This window comes from Pseudomonas gingeri, assembly GCF_013386115.1.
Classification (GTDB): Bacteria; Pseudomonadota; Gammaproteobacteria; order Pseudomonadales; family Pseudomonadaceae; genus Aquipseudomonas; species Aquipseudomonas gingeri.
Map to the genome: position 1 here is coordinate 95,715 of NZ_JACAOR010000019.1, position 14,227 is coordinate 109,941.

The following is a 14,227-nucleotide window of genomic DNA, read 5'->3' on the forward strand; positions in this document are numbered from 1 at the left end:
CGCTACGTTGTGGTGATTAGCTGATCTGCAAGACCCGAGCCATTGCCTGGTCATCGTCTTTGGCGGTGTTCATCATTTTGATATGCAGCTCGAATTGCTTGGACAAGGCCAGCACCGAGGTCATTTCCTCGACGGCATTGACGTTGCTCGCCTCGAGGAAACCGGAGACCAGCTTGACGTTGGCATCGACCACCGCCGGCTGGCCGTCCTTGGTATGGATCATCCCGTCCAGGCCCTTGGTCATGTTCTTCAGGTCCGGGTTGACCAGCTTGATGCGGTCGACCACCGCCACCACACGCGGGCCCTCACCCATGGCGCGGATACTGATGGTGCCATCCTCGCCCACTTCGATCTTCGACTCGGGCGGCACGGCGATCGGCCCGGCATTGCCCATCACCGGCATGCCGTTGCCGGCGCGCAATACGCCCAGCGCGTCAATATTCATGCTCGCGGTACGCACGTAGCCTTCGCTGCCGTCGGGAGCCTGCACCGCCACCCAGCCGTCGCCGCCCACGGCCACGTCCAGATCACGACCGGTTTCCTGCATCGCGCCCGGAGAGAAGTCGGTTGCCGGCCGCTCGGACATGGCAAACGCGCGCGCCGGAAAGACGTCACCGAACACCGGCATCGAGCGGGCCTGTTCCAGGTCACGCTGAAAGCCGCTGGTAGAGATGTTCGCCAGATTGTTGGCATGAGCCTTTTGCGCCAGAGCATTCTGGCTGGCGCCGGTCATTGCCACGTAAAGGTACTTGTCCACAGTCTTTCCTCTTTCTGACGGACGTTTGCCGCCCACCGCTGTACTGCGAGAGCCCTAGCAATTTCTGCACCAACTTGTTTTTTGAACAACACAACCCAACAGGGCCGGGGCCCGGGCAACAAACATGGGTTTTGCGCATGCCGGCTGGAGACGAAAAAACGGCGGAGTTATGCCGCTGGCGGCAAGTATCAGTCGGGTTACACATCGATCAAGCATTAAAGCGCCGATCGGGAACGGACCTTGCAAGCCCCAGCAGCAAGTGACTGATTTCAGTTTGCCAAGGTGCTGCCGACACCTAGATCAGCCAGAGTATTCAGGAGGGCTACCGTGAACCTGTACATCAACCAGCTACAGAAAAAGGCCGACTTCAAAGAAGCCATCTATTCAGGATCGGTATTCCTGGACACCCAACTGGCGGCGACCAGGGAACTCTGTGGCTTCGCCAAGGAAAGCATCACGGCAGCGTTCGACGGTGAAACCGATCACCAGTCGCTGCACAAGATGATGGCCGTCGAAGAGTTCGTCAGCCGGGTGACCCGCCTCAAGGGCCAGTTCACCAACAGCCAGCGCGTCAAGGACCTGATCCTCGGTTTCATCCATGAGATCGGCCTCGACCCGCGCGAATACATTTTTGACGTTCCGCGCCTGCGGGTCGTCCCCAATTACAATTACCTGCACGCCGGTGTCAGCTACGCCTACAAGCCGCACCGCGATACCTGGTATGGCAGCGTCGACTGCCAGATCAACACCTGGATGCCGGTCTACACCATCGCGCCGGAACAGACGATGATGATCAACGCCGCCTACTTCGACAAGCCGGTGCTGAACACCTCGAAGGACTGGAGCCTGAACGACTGGATCAACAACCAGCGTCACAAGGCCAAGGACAACCTGACCGAAGAGGTCCGCGTGCACCCCGTGCCACTGGGCGATATCGACGGTTCGTCGGAAGTCCGGATTGCCGGCAACACCGGCGAGATGCTGACCTTCTCCGGCTCCCACCTGCACGGCACCGTGCCCAACTACACCGAGCAGACCCGCTTCAGCGTGGACTTCCGCCTGATGCACCTCGACGACCTGCTGCACAAGCGCGGCGCGCCGAACGTCGACAGCGCCTGCCCGGACGTCGGGGCCGGCTTCAAAGATTACTTCCACGCCCACGACTTCTCGAATTTCCAAGGAATCTACCAATGACCAAGCGCCGCCTCACGCCTGCCGAAGCCGAATACAACGAAACCCGTGCCGGTGTACTCAAGCGGGTCGATGCCGAGTATGTGGCCGATGCACCGTTCGTCTTCGCCAACCGCATCAACGTGACCGCCGCCTTATCGCGCATGGAGCTGTTCAAGAAGGTCATGGATATCCCTGGCGCGATCGTCGAGTGCGGCGTGTACAAGGGCAACTCGCTGATGCTCTACATGCACCTGTCGATGATCCTCGAACCCTACGCGATCAACCGCTCGATCGTCGGTTTCGACACTTTCGAAGGCTTCACCAGCATCAACAAGGACGAAGACCCGGCCGATATCAACGAGACCATGTTCTCCGATACCGACCAGTCGCTGATCCAGGACATGATCAATGCCAACGACCTGCTGCGCCCGGTCAATCGCATCCCACGCTGCGAACTGGTGAAAGGCGACATCTGCAAGACCGTGCCGGAGTTCGTCAAGACCCGTCCGGACCTGGTAGTGGCCATGCTGATCCTCGACACCGACCTGTACGAGCCGACCAAGGTCGCGCTGGAAACCTTCCTGCCGTACATGCCAAAGGGCGCCATCGTGGTTCTCGACGAAGTCGCCTACCGCAACTTCCCGGGCGAAACCAAGGCGCTGCGCGAAGTGTTCGACATGAACAAGATCGAACTCAAGCGCCTGCCGTTTGACTCATGCGTGGGTTACTTCCACATCTGATCGACATGAGGATCTGATTGGTGTGGGGCGGAGCGGCTTCGCGAGAGAGCCCCCCCCCGAGGCTGCTGAAAGCTTCGCCCCCACACCGGCCTACTCGTGCTTGCCAACGTCATGGGCCTTCAGCTTGTTGGCAATGGTGGTATGGGAAACCCCCAGCCGCTTGCCCAGCAAACGACTGCTCGGATGCTCCGAATACAGGCGCTCCAGCACCGCCTTCTCGAACCGCCCGACAATCTCGTCCAACCCGCCCTCCAGGGAAAAGTCCCCCAGGGGCTGGCGTACGCCGTAGTCCGGCAGGCGGATATGCTCGACCTTGACCAAACCGCCGTCACACAGCGAAACCGCCTGGAACAGCACGTTCTCCAATTGCCGGACGTTTCCCGGCCAGTGGTAATGACTCAGGCGCTCCATGGCCGCCGGTGCCAGTTTCGGCAACGGGCAACCGATCTGCCGGCTGGCCTGGTCGAGGAAGTGCTCCACCAGGGGCGTCAGTCCGTCCAGGCATTCGCGCAGGGGCGGGATGTGCAGCGACAGCACATTGAGACGGTGATACAGGTCCTGGCGAAACTCGCCCCGGGCGCACAGTTCCGACAGGTCGACCTGGGTGGCGCAGATCACCCGCACATCGAGATAAACCTCTTCGTCGCTGCCGACCCGGCGGAAACCGCCATCTTGCAGAAAGCGCAGCAGCTTGACCTGCAGGCGCGGGCTCATCTCGCCGACGCCATCAAGAAACAGCGTGCCGCCGGCCGTCAGTTCCAACAGCCCGAGCTTGCCTTCCGCGCGTGCGCCCTCGAAGGCGCCAGGCCCATAGCCGAACAGCTCGGTCTCGGCCATCGACTCCGGCAACCCCGCGCAATTGAGCGCCATCAACGGTGCCTGGCCTCGCGGACTGGCCAGGTGACAGGCGCGCGCCAGCAGTTCCTTGCCGGTACCGGTCTCGCCCTCGATCAACAGCGGCGCATCCAGCGGCGCCATGCGCCGGGCTTCGCGCACCACCGCCGCCATTACCCGCGAGCTCTGGAAGATACTGTCGAATCCACGCAACTCCTGCTTGCGCACGTTATAGATCCGCTCCCCCAACTGATCGGCCCGGTGCAGCGTCAACACCGCGCCGGCCATCGCCTCGCTGTCGTCATGTTCCGATTGCAGGGGGGCGATATCCGCCAGAAAGATGTCACCCTTGACCTTGACCCGCAGGCCATTGATCCGCGACTTGTTGGCCCGCACCAGTTCCGGCAGGTCGAAATCCGGCGCATAGCGGGACAAGGCAATCCCCGGCACCTCGTCGACCCGCACGCCGAGCAGTTGGGCCGCCGCCCGGTTCGCCGCGACGATCGAGCCGCCCATGTCGATGGACAGCACCGGGAACTCCAGCGCCCCCAGCAGCGCGTTGAGTTCCATATGCCGGCGCTCGCTGGGCATCAAGCCGACCCGCTTCACACCAAACACACCGGCGATGGTCTCGAACTTCGGCCGCAGGGCCTGGAACTGCAGATTGATCAGGTTCGGGCAATGCAGGTAGATGGCATTGCCCTGGTCACCGCCGACCTCGCCCCGGGCCACGTTGATGCCGTAGTCCACCAGCAGGTTGAGAATGTCGCGAAGGATGCCGATGCGGTTCTGGCAATGCACTTTGATACGCATGGAAAGACCCAGGAAGGTGGTCGGGACTGCATCGCGGGGGTTCTTCCGCCCGATTCCAGGCAATTTTTTTCGTTGCCTTGCAGTTTTTCGTAAAGATTACGTGACGGATATCCACTTCGTCACCCCGCGCAAGCCCCGTCATCTCGACAAAAGCCGATATTCGTAACGAATACTTTACGATTTAACCACCCGAGGCTCGCCAGCTTGGCCCCCACCCCCGATGCATTTCCTGCCGGCGCGGATCAACACTAGGGATAACGCTGGACATAACAAGAACGATCCCTCTAGCAGGAGAGCTGTATGAAGCAGACGCAATACGTGGCTCGAGAGCCCGATGCGCAAGGGTTTATCGACTACCCGGCCGCCGAACACGCGGTCTGGAACACCCTGATCACCCGTCAGTTGAAAGTGATCGAGGGCCGCGCGTGCCAGGAATACCTGGACGGCATCGAAAAGCTCGGCCTGCCCCATGACCGGATTCCGCAGTTGAGCGAAATCAACGCCGTCCTGGCGGCCACCACCGGCTGGCAGGTGGCCCGGGTACCGGCCCTGATCCCCTTCCAGACCTTCTTCGAGTTGCTGGCCAACAAGCAGTTTCCGGTGGCCACCTTCATTCGTACCGAAGAAGAACTGGACTACCTGCAGGAACCGGACATCTTCCACGAGATCTTCGGCCACTGCCCGCTGCTGACCAACCCCTGGTTCGCCGAATTCACCCACACCTACGGCAAGCTCGGGTTGCAGGCCAGCAAGGAACAACGGGTCTACCTGGCGCGCCTGTACTGGATGACCATCGAGTTCGGCCTGGTGGACACCCCGCAGGGCCGGCGCATCTATGGCGGCGGCATCCTCTCCTCGCCCAAGGAGACGGTGTACAGCCTGTCCGATACGCCCGAACATCAACCGTTCGATCCGCTGGAAGCCATGCGCACCCCGTATCGCATCGACATCCTGCAGCCGATCTACTTCACGCTGCCGAACCTCAAGCGGTTGTTCGACCTGGCCCACGAGGACATCATGGGCATGGTCGAGCAAGGGATGAAGCTGGGCCTGCACGCCCCGAAATTCCCACCCAAACCCAAGGCTGCCTGATCCGCGGCTTTTGCCATTACCTGAGCCTTTCTCGCCCGCGCACTTTCACCGAGCATGGGCGGGTGGCGTCCACCGAACAAAAACGAGCCACAGGAATACACCATGAACACCTTGAACCAAGCCCACTGCGAAGCCTGCCGCGCCGATGCCCCACAGGTCAGCGATGAAGAACTGCCGGTGCTGATCAAACAGATTCCGGACTGGAATATCGAAGTTCGCGACGGCATCATGCAGTTGGAGAAGGTCTACCTGTTCAAGAACTTCAAGTTCGCCCTGGCCTTCACCAATGCCGTCGGCGAAATCTCCGAAGCCGAAGGCCATCATCCGGGCCTGTTGACCGAATGGGGCAAAGTCACCGTTACCTGGTGGAGCCACTCGATCAAGGGCCTGCACCGTAACGATTTCATCATGGCGGCACGCACTGACGAGGTCAGCAAATCCGCCGAGGGCCGTAAATAATGCATTTCACCGCCATCGCGCGCGTCCCTGGCGATCCGATTCTCGGGTTGCTGGAGGCCTATGCCCAGGACCCCAACCCGGCCAAGTTCGACCTCGGCGTGGGGGTCTACAAGGACGCCCAGGGCCTGACGCCGATCCTGCAGTCGGTCAAGCTGGCCGAGCAGAAGCTGGTGGACGGGCAGATGACCAAGTCCTATATCGGCGGCCATGGCGACCTGCGTTTCGGCAGCCTGTTGACCGAACTGGTCATGGGCGCCGACTCGCCGCTGATCGCCGGCCAGCGTGTCGGGGCCACCCAGACACCGGGCGGCACCGGTGCCCTGCGCCTGAGCGCGGACTTCATCGCCCACTGCCTGCCCGGGCGCGGCATCTGGCTCAGCGATCCGACCTGGCCGATCCATGAAACCATCTTCGCCGCCGCCGGCCTGAAGATCAGCCATTACCCCTACGTCGACGCCGACAACCGCCTGGACATCGAGGGCATGCTGGCCGCCCTGGAGCAGGCGCCCCGGGGCGACGTGGTGCTGTTGCACGCCTGCTGCCACAACCCGACCGGTTTCGACCTGTCCCACGACGACTGGTACAAGGTGCTGGATATCGTCCGCCGCCGCGAACTGCTGCCGCTGATCGACTTCGCCTACCAGGGCTTTGGCGATGGCGTGGAGCAGGATGCCTGGGCCGTGCGCCTGTTCGCCCGGGAACTGCCGGAAGTGCTGATCACCAGTTCCTGCTCGAAGAACTTCGGCCTGTACCGCGAGCGCACCGGCGCCCTGATCGTCTGCACCGCCGACGCCGACAAGCTGCTGGATGTCCGTAGCCAACTGGCCGCCGTGGCGCGCAACCTGTGGTCCAACCCGCCGGATCATGGCGCGGCGGTGGTCATGACCATCCTTGCCGATCCCCAGCTGAGAAGCCTGTGGGCCGACGAAGTGGAAGCCATGCGCCTGCGGATCGCGCAGTTGCGCAGCGGCCTGGTCGAAGCCCTCCAGCCCCATGGCCTGGCGGAACGCTTCGCGCATATCGGCGTGCAGCGCGGAATGTTCTCCTACACCGGTCTGTCGCCTGCCCAGGTCAAGCGCCTGCGCGACGAGTACAGCATCTACATGGTCAGCTCCGGACGCGCCAACGTCGCCGGTATCGACGCGACGCGTCTGGATGCATTGGCACAGGCGATTGCGGCGGTGTGCAAGGACTGACACAACGACAGGCTCTGGCCGGACCCGGTCCTGCGGGAGCCGGCTTGCTGGCGATGAACGATAACGCGATCTGTCTGAAGGACCGCAGTGTCTGCATCGCCAGCAAGCCGGCTCCTACCGGTTCAATCGTGCCCTCGCGATCAGACCAGGCTTGATGCCCAACGGAGTCACGACCCCTTTTCGATCAGCTTCCCGAAGGCCTCCAGCTCGCCCTTCTCCAGATCCGAGACGAGGATGAAGCGCAGATGATCGCGTCGCCACGCCACCACGTTGTATCCCCGCAAAGACAGGCTCTCCAGCGCCCGATCAGACTCGGTTGTCGGCAGGACAAACAGGTTGATGGTGTGCCTGGCATGCCGATACGCCAGCGCAGCGGCGGTCTGGTGTTGCAGGTAATCCAGTCGCCCGCCCAGCAGCGGATACCCCTGGGCCGCATAGTCGAAGACCGGTGGCGCGAAATCGAGCTTGCCAGTGAACCAGGGTTTCACCGTATGCCGGTCGGAAGACACCACATCGTTCAAATGCTCGGCCATCAGCGAACGCACATGACTGGACACCGCTTCATCCAGCCAGGGTTGCTCGGCGGACGGCGTCACCACGTAGAGCATGACCGCGAGACTCAACGCCAGGGTCGAAAACGCCGGCGCCCACCAGCGCCCCGATAACGCCCGCAGTCCCTGCATGAAACCCGCTGCCGCCGAAGGGCGCGTCGGGGCAGCGCCCAGCAGGCTCAGGTTCAAGGCCTCGGGAGCACGGTAATAAGGCGCTCGCTTCCTGACATCGTCGATCAATTGACGAGCCTGCTCATGCCGTCGCGCGCACTGCTCGCAGGCCGCCAGATGCCCGGCCACCCGCGTCGTGGTCGCCGCATCCAGTTCATGGTCGAGGTAGCCATGGATCAACACCTCACAGGTCTTGCAGTCGAGGTCATTCATAAGGGTGCAACTTCAGCAGTTCGCGCTTGAGCATCGCGCGGGCCCGGGCCAGCCGTGACATGACGGTGCCCAAGGGGATATCGACGATTCTCGCTATGTCCTTGTAGGGCATGTCTTCCAACTCCTTGAGGACGATCACTTCGCGAAACACCGGTGCCAGCGCCAGCAGCGCCTGGCGGACCTGCTCGGTCGCCTGGGCCTGGACGATCCTGGATTCGGGGCCGTGCACATCGGCCAGCGCCGGATCGTCCTGCAGCCACTCCTCGTCGATGGCCACCCAGCGCGCGCCCATCGAAGTCCTCAGCCAGTTGTAGCTTTCATTGCGCACGATGGTCAGGAACCAGGCCCTGGCATTGCCGTCGACAAAGCGGTGCTGGAACTTGAAGGCTCTGAAGGCACTTTCCTGGACCACATCCTGCGCAGCGCTGTCACTGTCGGTGAGCCAGCGCGCGAGGTTATAGGCCGCATCCAGATGCGGCGCGAACAGCGCCTCGAATCGCGTCATAGTGGCTCCGATACCTTTGTTCCTGTAACGGTGAAAGGTTGTGTTTTATTCCCGAAAGAATTTTCTTTTTTTCTGGAATAAAGCCCCGCGCCGCCCGGTTTTACAGATGTGAGCTCAATCACTGTAGACCGCCAGCGAGGGCGTTCCCATGGACCTGCACCCGATACCCCACGACAAACGTACCGACGGCCCGCTCGACCCCGCCCGCCGGAGCCTGCTCAAATGCTCGGCCTGGGCCGGCGCCGGCGTTCTCTGGGCGCTGAGCGGCGGGATTCCGCGCGCCTTTGCCCTGGACCAGAACGGCCAACCCACGGACCCGGCCGCGCTGGCCGCGAGTTTTCACTTCGTGCAAATCAGCGATTCGCATATCGGTTTCAACAAGGAAGCCAATCCCGAGCCGGTGAAAACCTTGCAGGTGGCCATAGACAAGGTCATCGCATTGCCCAGGCGGCCATCACTGATCCTCCACACCGGGGATATCACCCACCTCAGCAAGCCCGAGGAGTTCGACACCGCCGCGCAACTGCTCAAGGCGCTGCCCGCAACCGTGCACTATGTACCGGGCGAACACGACACCCTCGACGAGGGTGGCGGCCAGCTCTACCTGCAGCGCTACGGCAAGGGCACCAGGGGCAATGGCTGGTACAGCTTCGATGACCATGGCGTGCACTTCATCGCGCTGGTCAACGTGTTCAACTTCCAGGCCGGCCACGAGGCCAACCTCGGCGCCGACCAACTCGCCTGGCTGGCCGATGACCTGCGCGCGGTGGCGACCAGCACGCCGATCGTGGTGTTCACCCATATTCCGTTGTGGACCATCTACCAGCCCTGGGGCTGGGGGACCGAGGACGGCGACCAAGCCATTGCCCTGCTGCGCAGATATGGCTCGGTGACCGTGCTCAACGGCCATATCCACCAGGTGATCCAGAAGGTCGAAGGCAATATCACCTTTCACACCGCGCGCGGTACCGCCTACCCGCAACCGGCGCCGGGAGCCGCGCCGTCACCGGGACCGATGACAGTCGCCGCCGACCAGTTGCGCAATTATCTTGGGATCACCGATATCCGCGCGACACAAGGCGCCCACCCGTTGGCGCTGATTGACTCGACACTGATCTGAGGAGAACAGGCGAATGAAAAGACTTTTGCAGGGGCTGGTCCTGGCGTGCCTGGCGCTCTCGATCCCGGTGTGGGCACAGGAAGTGAAAATCGATATCAAGGAATTCATGTTCGGGCCCAAGGACCTGACCGTCGCGCCCGGCACCCGGGTGACCTGGGTCAACGACGACCAGGTCCCCCATACGGTGGCCGAAACCCACAAGCTGTTCCGCTCGGGCGCTCTGGACACCAACGACAGTTTTTCCTATGAGTTCAAGACGGCGGGCACCTATGAGTACTTCTGCGCCCTGCATCCGCAGATGATTGGCAGGATAATCGTCAGCCCCTGAAGGGGGGGAGCCGACGTAGCGGCCTGCGCCGTTCGGGGGCTGACGAATGGGCGTCAAACGGGGGCGAAAAAAATCTTTCTGTCATTTGTACTGCTGTATCCTGCCCAGGCTTTTTAAAAGCGCGGATCTACCCAGCGATTTAAAAAACAGACCTTGCGAGGAGCGACGACGATGCACGAGATACCCAACTTCCCCTTCCCAAGCCTGCACGAGACTGAGCAGAAAACCCCGCAACAAGCCAGTGCCCAACAGCCTGAAAAGACCGAGGCCGCAGAAAGCCTCAAGGCCGACAGCAAAGACTGAAACGCCTGGAACGCTGGCCGTGTGAAAAACCGCCCTCGGTGTTTTTCACACAGCCAGACACAGCCATCGCTCCCCGGACCACGCCGTGACCGACACTTTCGACGAAACCCAAGCCAGCGTACTGATCGGCACCGCCGAAAAGATGATCGAGCTGTGGAACAACCTCAGCCCGGAAAAACAGGCCGTCCTGCTCGCCCGTTTCGGCAACCAGGAGAATGCCCTGGCCGCCCTGGTCACCACCCGGCTGTTGGCACCCGCCCAATCCTGAGCGCTCACCGCCCGGTATTTTTTTCGATTAGACGCCCTGCAAGCCGCCTCCCGCCGCTATCATAAGCAACCTATCTTTCTTCTTCGCTGTCAGGGTGCCCGTTTTGCCTTCGCCAGAAACCCAGCGTCCCCTCGCGGTCACGCTGCAAGTTGTCTCCATCGTCCTGTTTACCTTTATCGGCTACCTGAACATCGGCATCCCGCTGGCCGTGCTGCCGGGCTATGTCCACAGCGAACTGGGCTTCGGCGCGGTCATCGCCGGGCTGGTGATCAGCGTGCAGTACCTCGCCACCCTGCTCAGTCGCCCTTATGCCAGTCGGGTCATCGATAACCTGGGCAGCAAGCCCGCGGTGATGTACGGCCTGGCCGGTTGCGGCCTGAGCGGAATCTTCATGCTGCTGCCGAGCTTTCTCCACGACTGGCCGACCCTGAGCCTGATCAGCCTGCTTATCGGCCGGCTGATCCTGGGCAGCGCCGAAAGCCTGGTGGGCTCCGGCGCGATTGGTTGGGGCATCGGCCGGGTCGGGGCGCAGAACACCGCCAAGGTGATCTCCTGGAACGGTATCGCCAGCTATGGCGCCCTCGCCGTCGGCGCGCCACTGGGGGTACTGATGGTCAACCAGCTGGGATTGTGGAGCATGGGGGTCAGCATCCTGCTGCTGGCCAGCCTCGGATTGCTGCTGGCATGGCCAAAACAGGCCGCGCCGATCGTTGCCGGCGAACGCCTGCCGTTCCTGCATGTGCTTGGCCGCGTCCTGCCCCACGGCACCGGGCTGGCGCTGGGCTCCATCGGCTTCGGCACCATCGCAACCTTTATCACCCTGTATTACGCCACCCAGCACTGGAGCAACGCCGTCCTCTGCCTGAGCCTGTTCGGCGCCAGCTTTATCGGCGCGCGGCTGCTGTTCGGCAACCTGATCAACCGTCTCGGCGGCTTTCGGGTGGCGATTGCCTGCCTGTCGGTGGAAACCCTCGGCCTGTTGCTGCTATGGCTGGCTCCGGATGCCCATTGGGCCCTGGCCGGTGCGGCGCTGAGCGGCTTCGGCTTCTCGCTGGTCTTCCCGGCGCTGGGGGTCGAGGCGGTCAACCTGGTGCCGGCTTCCAGCCGGGGCGCGGCGGTGGGGGCCTATTCGCTGTTTATCGACCTGTCCCTGGGCATCACCGGGCCGCTGGTGGGCGCGATCGCGTCCGGCTTCGGCTTCGCCTCGATCTTCCTGTTCGCCGCGCTGGCCGCGCTTTGCGGGTTGCTGCTGAGCGCTTATCTCTACCGCCAGACCCCCAAACAGCGCGCGTTGCGGGACAAGACCTGAATCTGGCCGCCGCTCTCAAGAGCTCCCTGAACCCTGTGGGAGCCGACTTGCCGGCGATGGCGGTCGGATGATCACTACCTGCCTCAGGGGCCTCTTCGCTGGCAAGCCAGCTCCCACAGGCTGGCCGAATCTAGAAATCGACCTTGCCGCGCCCGGCCTTGATCGCGCCGCGCTGGTTCTTGGTCTCCAGTCGGCGCTTCTTCGAACCCAGTGTCGGCTTGGTCGGACGACGCTTCTTCTCGACCCTGGTCGCCGCCAGGATCAACTCCACCAGGCGCTCCAGGGCGTCCGCGCGGTTCTGCTCCTGGGTCCGGTACTGCTGGGCCTTGATCACGATCACCCCGTCACCGGTGATGCGACTGTCACGCAAGGCCAGCAGGCGCTCCTTGTAGAACGGCGGTAGGGACGAGGCCGGAATATCGAAGCGCAGGTGCACCGCGCTGGACACCTTGTTGACGTTCTGCCCGCCGGCGCCCTGGGCACGGATGGCCGTCAGCTCGATCTCGGCATCCGGCAGGTGCACGTTGTTGGAAATCACCAGCATGGGGAAATGCGTCCGACATCAGGGCGTTCAGGATACCGAAATAACAAACCCGGCACAGGGCCGGGTTCGCTGGATACGACAATGACCTACTTCAGCGACGGTTCTGCCGCCAGCAAGGCCTGCCGGGCGCTACGCTTGTTCTTGATGCCGTAGCAGACCCACATGAACGCCACCCACACCGGAATCGCGTACACCGAGATCTGGATACCCGGGATCATCAGCATGATGCCGAGGATGAACACCACGAACGCCAGGCAGACATAGTTGCCGTAGGGATACCAGAGCGCCTTGAACAGCGGCGTCTGCCGCGTGCGGTTCATGTGCTGGCGGAACTTGAAATGCGAGTAGCTGATCATCGCCCAGTTGATCACCAGGGTCGCGACCACCAGCGACATCAGCAACTCCAGGGCATGCTGCGGGATCAGGTAGTTCATCACCACGGCCACGAAGGTCACCAGTGCCGAAGCGAGGATCGAACGCACCGGCACGCCGCGCTTGTCGATCCGGGCCAGCATCTTCGGCGCATCGCCCTGCTCGGCCATGCCCAGCAGCATGCGGCTGTTGCAGTAGGTGCCGCTGTTGTACACCGAGAGCGCCGCGGTCAGGACCACGAAGTTGAGGATATGCGCGGCGGTGTTGCTGCCCAGCATCGAGAACACCTGGACGAACGGGCTGCCGCTGTAGGCATCGCCGGAAGCGTTCAGGGTGGTCAGCAGGCTGTCCCACGGCGTCAGCGACAACAGCACGACCAGTGCGCCGATATAGAAAATCAGGATCCGGTAGATCACCTGGTTGATGGCCTTGGGAATCACGGTTTTCGGCTTGTCGGCCTCTGCCGCGGTAAAGCCGAGCATCTCCAGGCCGCCAAAGGAAAACATGATGATCGCCATGGCCATGACCAGGCCACTGACGCCATTGGGGAAGAACCCGCCGTGCTCCCACAGGTTGCTCACCGAGGCTTGCGGGCCGCCGTGACCGCTGACCAGCAGGTAGCTGCCGAGGGCGATCATGCCGACGATGGCCACCACCTTGATGATTGCGAACCAGAACTCCGCTTCACCGAAGACCTTGACGTTGGCCAGGTTGATCAGGTTGATCAACACGAAGAAAGCCGCCGCCGAGACCCAGGTCGGGACGTCCGGCCACCAGTAGTGGATGTACTTGCCGACCGCGGTCAGCTCCGACATGCCCACCAGGATGTACAGGATCCAGCAGTTCCAGCCCGACAGGAAGCCGGCGAAGCCGCCCCAGTACTTGTGGGCGAAGTGGCTGAAGGAACCGGCCACCGGCTCCTCGACGATCATCTCGCCCAGTTGGCGCATGATCATGAAGGCAATGAAGCCACAGATGGCGTAGCCGAGGATCATCGACGGGCCGGCGGATTTCAGCACCCCGGCGGAACCGAGGAACAGGCCCGTGCCGATGGCGCCGCCGAGGGCGATCAATTGGATATGGCGATTTTTCAGGCCGCGTTTCAGCTCGCCCGAAGGGGGGATGGATCCACTCATTACAAAGGGTCTCACGCAAGGTTTGATGAGGTTCGTTGGGCGTCGAGGTATCAGCGATAGGTGATAGACGAAACCGGAGAGACACACACCAGGCCACGGCATGGACGCCAGGCATTCGGAGGGCAGCAGTTGCGGGAAATAGTACGGGTCATGCGTCACCTGTTTGTTTTTATCTGTGACGAAATCGAACCCATCACGCTTGTGGCGCGATGGAGTGAACAAGGCGGATAGCCTTGAGTGTATTGGCCTTCGGGGCATCGCAAGGCAGCCACCGGACAGCACAAAATGCGTGGATACGCAGTTGGGTCACAGTTAAAACGCCGCGCATTGTACACCGCCAGGC

At 62.2% G+C, this 14,227-nt stretch carries 16 protein-coding genes; 10 read left to right on the forward strand and 6 right to left on the reverse strand.

Annotation, left to right across the window (positions count from 1 at the left end):
* Positions 1-16 precede the first annotated feature (16 nt).
* Positions 17-757, reverse strand: coding sequence for a flagellar basal body rod protein FlgF (locus HX881_RS31745; RefSeq protein WP_042934632.1), 741 nt, complete (start codon positions 755-757; stop codon positions 17-19).
* A 327-nt stretch (positions 758-1,084) separates the two neighbouring features.
* On the opposite strand from HX881_RS31745, the gene HX881_RS31750 reads away from it, so the two are divergent.
* Together HX881_RS31750 and HX881_RS31755 are read left to right on the forward strand one after the other, a co-directional pair.
* Positions 1,085-1,951: a 2OG-Fe(II) oxygenase family protein gene (locus tag HX881_RS31750; RefSeq protein ID WP_177088525.1), complete on the forward strand. Its 867-nt coding sequence runs from the start codon at positions 1,085-1,087 to the stop codon at positions 1,949-1,951.
* A complete protein-coding gene (locus HX881_RS31755; protein ID WP_017124463.1) occupies positions 1,948-2,670 on the forward strand; it encodes a TylF/MycF/NovP-related O-methyltransferase in 723 nt (240 codons plus the stop codon). Before HX881_RS31750 ends, HX881_RS31755 begins: the two co-directional genes overlap by 4 nt.
* A gap of 90 nt (positions 2,671-2,760) precedes the next feature.
* Here the strand turns inward: HX881_RS31755 and HX881_RS31760 are convergent, their stop codons facing one another.
* On the reverse strand, positions 2,761-4,317 hold the full coding sequence (locus HX881_RS31760; protein ID WP_017124464.1) for a sigma-54-dependent phenylalanine hydroxylase transcriptional regulator PhhR: 1,557 nt from the start codon (positions 4,315-4,317) through the stop codon (positions 2,761-2,763).
* A gap of 300 nt (positions 4,318-4,617) precedes the next feature.
* Between HX881_RS31760 and phhA the strand changes: the two genes are divergently transcribed.
* From phhA to HX881_RS31775, 3 genes are all read left to right on the forward strand, one after another.
* Positions 4,618-5,409 (forward strand): phenylalanine 4-monooxygenase, encoded by a 792-nt coding sequence (gene phhA / locus HX881_RS31765; RefSeq protein ID WP_017124465.1) that lies wholly within the window; start codon positions 4,618-4,620, stop codon positions 5,407-5,409.
* A 102-nt stretch (positions 5,410-5,511) separates the two neighbouring features.
* On the forward strand, positions 5,512-5,868 hold the full coding sequence (locus HX881_RS31770; protein WP_017124466.1) for a 4a-hydroxytetrahydrobiopterin dehydratase: 357 nt from the start codon (positions 5,512-5,514) through the stop codon (positions 5,866-5,868).
* Positions 5,868-7,064: an amino acid aminotransferase gene (locus tag HX881_RS31775; protein WP_017124467.1), complete on the forward strand. Its 1,197-nt coding sequence runs from the start codon at positions 5,868-5,870 to the stop codon at positions 7,062-7,064. The genes HX881_RS31770 and HX881_RS31775 overlap by 1 nt, the downstream gene beginning before the upstream one ends.
* 167 nt (positions 7,065-7,231) lie before the next feature.
* Here the strand turns inward: HX881_RS31775 and HX881_RS31780 are convergent, their stop codons facing one another.
* A complete protein-coding gene (locus HX881_RS31780; protein ID WP_177088527.1) occupies positions 7,232-7,999 on the reverse strand; it encodes an anti-sigma factor family protein in 768 nt (255 codons plus the stop codon).
* Positions 7,992-8,504, reverse strand: a complete 513-nt coding sequence (locus HX881_RS31785) for a sigma-70 family RNA polymerase sigma factor (protein WP_017124469.1) — start codon at positions 8,502-8,504, stop codon at positions 7,992-7,994. Before HX881_RS31785 ends, HX881_RS31780 begins: the two co-directional genes overlap by 8 nt.
* 148 nt (positions 8,505-8,652) lie before the next feature.
* Here HX881_RS31785 and HX881_RS31790 point away from each other — a divergent pair, with 148 nt between their 5' ends.
* The 5 genes from HX881_RS31790 (at position 8,653) to HX881_RS31805 (ending at position 11,832) form a co-directional block, all read left to right on the forward strand.
* Positions 8,653-9,624 carry a metallophosphoesterase family protein gene (locus HX881_RS31790; RefSeq protein WP_177088529.1) on the forward strand — a complete coding sequence of 324 codons (972 nt, stop codon included), beginning with the start codon at positions 8,653-8,655 and terminating at the stop codon, positions 9,622-9,624.
* Positions 9,625-9,637: 13 nt separating this feature from the next.
* Positions 9,638-9,952 carry a cupredoxin domain-containing protein gene (locus tag HX881_RS31795; protein WP_042934633.1) on the forward strand — a complete coding sequence of 105 codons (315 nt, stop codon included), beginning with the start codon at positions 9,638-9,640 and terminating at the stop codon, positions 9,950-9,952.
* Between the two features lie 171 nt (positions 9,953-10,123).
* Positions 10,124-10,255 (forward strand): hypothetical protein, encoded by a 132-nt coding sequence (locus HX881_RS33035; protein ID WP_017124472.1) that lies wholly within the window; start codon positions 10,124-10,126, stop codon positions 10,253-10,255.
* Between the two features lie 85 nt (positions 10,256-10,340).
* Entirely contained in the window at positions 10,341-10,523 is a 183-nt protein-coding gene (locus tag HX881_RS31800; protein ID WP_017124473.1) for a hypothetical protein, read from the forward strand.
* 103 nt (positions 10,524-10,626) lie between these two features.
* Positions 10,627-11,832 (forward strand): MFS transporter, encoded by a 1,206-nt coding sequence (locus HX881_RS31805; protein ID WP_177088531.1) that lies wholly within the window; start codon positions 10,627-10,629, stop codon positions 11,830-11,832.
* Positions 11,833-11,962: 130 nt separating this feature from the next.
* On the opposite strand, the gene arfB is transcribed toward HX881_RS31805, so the two are convergent.
* Both arfB and HX881_RS31815 read right to left on the reverse strand, forming a co-directional pair.
* Complete coding sequence (gene arfB / locus HX881_RS31810; RefSeq protein WP_017124475.1) at positions 11,963-12,376, reverse strand: alternative ribosome rescue aminoacyl-tRNA hydrolase ArfB; 414 nt, start codon at positions 12,374-12,376, stop codon at positions 11,963-11,965.
* Between the two features lie 86 nt (positions 12,377-12,462).
* The gene (locus HX881_RS31815) at positions 12,463-13,884 is read right to left on the reverse strand and encodes an amino acid permease (protein ID WP_017124476.1); all 1,422 of its coding nucleotides are present in this window, start codon (positions 13,882-13,884) and stop codon (positions 12,463-12,465) included.
* Between the last annotated feature and the right edge of the window lie 343 nt (positions 13,885-14,227).

What these genes read in the sequence shown, in the direction of transcription:
- HX881_RS31755 (WP_017124463.1), top strand. Translation starts at nt 1,948, where the DNA reads ATGACCAAGCGCCGCCTCACGCCTGCCGAAGCCGAATACAACGAAACC.
- HX881_RS31760 (WP_017124464.1), bottom strand. Translation starts at nt 4,317, where the DNA reads ATGCGTATCAAAGTGCATTGCCAGAACCGCATCGGCATCCTTCGCGAC.
- phhA (WP_017124465.1), top strand. Translation starts at nt 4,618, where the DNA reads ATGAAGCAGACGCAATACGTGGCTCGAGAGCCCGATGCGCAAGGGTTT.
- HX881_RS31770 (WP_017124466.1), top strand. Translation starts at nt 5,512, where the DNA reads ATGAACACCTTGAACCAAGCCCACTGCGAAGCCTGCCGCGCCGATGCC.
- HX881_RS31775 (WP_017124467.1), top strand. Translation starts at nt 5,868, where the DNA reads ATGCATTTCACCGCCATCGCGCGCGTCCCTGGCGATCCGATTCTCGGG.
- HX881_RS31780 (WP_177088527.1), bottom strand. Translation starts at nt 7,999, where the DNA reads ATGAATGACCTCGACTGCAAGACCTGTGAGGTGTTGATCCATGGCTAC.
- HX881_RS31785 (WP_017124469.1), bottom strand. Translation starts at nt 8,504, where the DNA reads ATGACGCGATTCGAGGCGCTGTTCGCGCCGCATCTGGATGCGGCCTAT.
- HX881_RS31790 (WP_177088529.1), top strand. Translation starts at nt 8,653, where the DNA reads ATGGACCTGCACCCGATACCCCACGACAAACGTACCGACGGCCCGCTC.
- HX881_RS31795 (WP_042934633.1), top strand. Translation starts at nt 9,638, where the DNA reads ATGAAAAGACTTTTGCAGGGGCTGGTCCTGGCGTGCCTGGCGCTCTCG.
- HX881_RS33035 (WP_017124472.1), top strand. Translation starts at nt 10,124, where the DNA reads ATGCACGAGATACCCAACTTCCCCTTCCCAAGCCTGCACGAGACTGAG.
- arfB (WP_017124475.1), bottom strand. Translation starts at nt 12,376, where the DNA reads ATGCTGGTGATTTCCAACAACGTGCACCTGCCGGATGCCGAGATCGAG.
- HX881_RS31815 (WP_017124476.1), bottom strand. Translation starts at nt 13,884, where the DNA reads ATGAGTGGATCCATCCCCCCTTCGGGCGAGCTGAAACGCGGCCTGAAA.